This window comes from Flavobacterium sp. GT3P67 (genome assembly GCF_004349155.1).
In the GTDB taxonomy this organism is placed as follows: domain Bacteria; phylum Bacteroidota; class Bacteroidia; order Flavobacteriales; family Flavobacteriaceae; genus Flavobacterium; species Flavobacterium ranwuense.
This window is the reverse complement of sequence record NZ_SMLF01000027.1, coordinates 1-2,213: the sequence shown is the minus strand read 5'-3', so window position 1 is coordinate 2,213 and position 2,213 is coordinate 1. Positions and strand designations below refer to the sequence as shown.

Here is a 2,213-nt window from a genome sequence, read left to right as displayed (position 1 = left end):
CACCAAAAGATAGCTTAAAAGTTTCAGAAGTTGGAACGGTGTAAGATAAATCAGCCGATATTGTATTCTCTTTAGTTGGCCCAATTTTATCATTTATAATTGATACCCCCAATCCTAAATTAGTTGCGTTAAGGGGGGTATTTACAGACACGGCATTAGTCACCGGAGCACCATCTAATCCTACCCATTGTGTACGGTGTAATGCAAAAATACTTAACGCACCTCTAGATCCTGCATAAGCGGGATTAATATTTATGGTGTTGTACATATACTGAGTAAATTGCGCATCTTGTTGCGCAAAACTTACTATGGCTGTAAACATCAAAACGAAAGAGAATAATTTTGTTTTCATAGTAGCTGTTTATTATTTTAAATTATCTATCGGATTCATTTGTAAGAATTCGGTAGGTCAGTTGATAAATTTGATAACTGTTATCAGTTAGTTGAAATAGGGCTATTGCTGTTGTCGTTATTATACCTGAGGACTTTTTGTCCTCAGGTATAAATTTGATTATTTAGTAAGGTATAAATACCCGTCTTTTTTATTCAGTATAATTTTTCCATCATTATCAACCGAAGTATAATTCAAGATGTAAAAGTAAGTACCGGTTGGTAATCCTGATGATTTACTAATAGTTGCTCTACCTTCAGAGAACCCTTTAAAGGCTTTATCGGTATTGTTATATCCTTTGGTTTCAAAAACCAATACACCCCAACGGTTATAAATTTCAACAGTGTTGTCTGGATAACATACAGTATCATCAATATTGTCAATTACAAATACCTCATTAATTCCATCTCCATTTGGAGAAAAAGCGTTGTGAACCAATACAGTTCCACAAGCTAATACAATACTGCCACAATCAGTATCTATAGTCATTATAATTCTTATAGTTTCTGAGCAAGCATTGTTAATTTTATATTCAAATGTATAATTTCCACCAGTAAGCCCCGAAGCATTAAGAATGTCACCTTGTAATGAACCAGAATTATTTACATCTATCCAAATTCCATTTGTAGGTGTACCCACAGGTAAAAGTTCTCTTAAATTGGCAGTTGTAATTTCTCCGCTATTACAAACTGAACTGCTTATAATGACAATACTATTAGGATTAGTAACATTGATGTTTTGAATAAACTCAGATGTATTTCCACAAGTATCTGCAACAGACCATTTTCTAACAATTGAATAGGAATTATCAGTTTTGTTAATAATTGTTTCTGTATATACGGCTGTTGTAACAACAGAACAATTGTCTATAAATACAAGTTCAGGTTTTACTGGAATTGCATTACAATTAACATTTACTGTTGAATTGAACGCAGTAGTTGTAGTAGGACCAGTAGTATCAATTACATTAATTATTTGTGAAGCTGTTGATTTATTTCCACAAACATCAGTAGCAGTCCATGTACGCGTTAGTGTATAAGATCCGGCACATAACCCTGAAGTGGTAGTTTGACTGTAAGTTACAGTAGCATCACTACAATTATCAGTAGCGGTTAACGTAGCAGCAGCTGGAATAACGCCACATTGAACAGTTACATTTGCTGGTATAGTTTCAACAAATACAGGAGCCGTTGTATCTTCAACAGTAACGATTTGAGTATGTGTTGTAGTAAGACCACAAGCGTCTTTCGCAGTCCAAATACGCGTTAATGTATAAGCACCAGTACATAATCCTGGAGTAGTTGTTTGATTGTAAGTTACAGTAGCATCACCACAATTATCAGTAGCGGTTAACGTAGCAGCAGTTGGAATAGCACTACATTGAGCAGTTACATTCGCTGGTAAAGTTTCAACAAAAACAGGAGCCGTTGTATCTTCAACAGTTACAATTTGAGTATGTGTTGTAGTAAGACCACAAGCATCTTTCGCAGTCCAAATACGCGTTAGTGTATAAGCACCGGCACATAATCCTGGAGTAGTTGTTTGATTGTAAGTTACAGTAGCATCACTACAATTATCAGTAGCGGTTAACGTAGCAGCAGTTGGAATAGCACCACATTGAACAGTTACATTCGCTGGTGGAGTCTCAACAAATACAGGAGCCGTTGTATCAATCGTTCTGATTAAATTTTGAGTCACATTGATTGTGTTTCCACACGCATCCGTTACACTGTATGTTCTGATTGTAGTTTCAATACAACCAACTAAAGCTGGATCGCCATCACCAACAAAAGCAACGGTCGGAGTTGAACAGGAATCCGCA

2 protein-coding genes are annotated in these 2,213 nt (G+C 35.8%); both read right to left on the bottom strand.

Annotated features, from left to right (window positions below):
• A partial coding sequence (locus tag E0H99_RS17095; RefSeq protein WP_131998516.1) for a PorP/SprF family type IX secretion system membrane protein occupies window positions 1–352 on the bottom strand: 352 nt, incomplete at its 3' end.
• 159 nt (window positions 353–511) lie between these two features.
• Window positions 512–2,213 (bottom strand): gliding motility-associated C-terminal domain-containing protein (locus tag E0H99_RS17090; protein ID WP_131998513.1); only part of this gene is annotated, 1,702 nt, incomplete at its 5' end.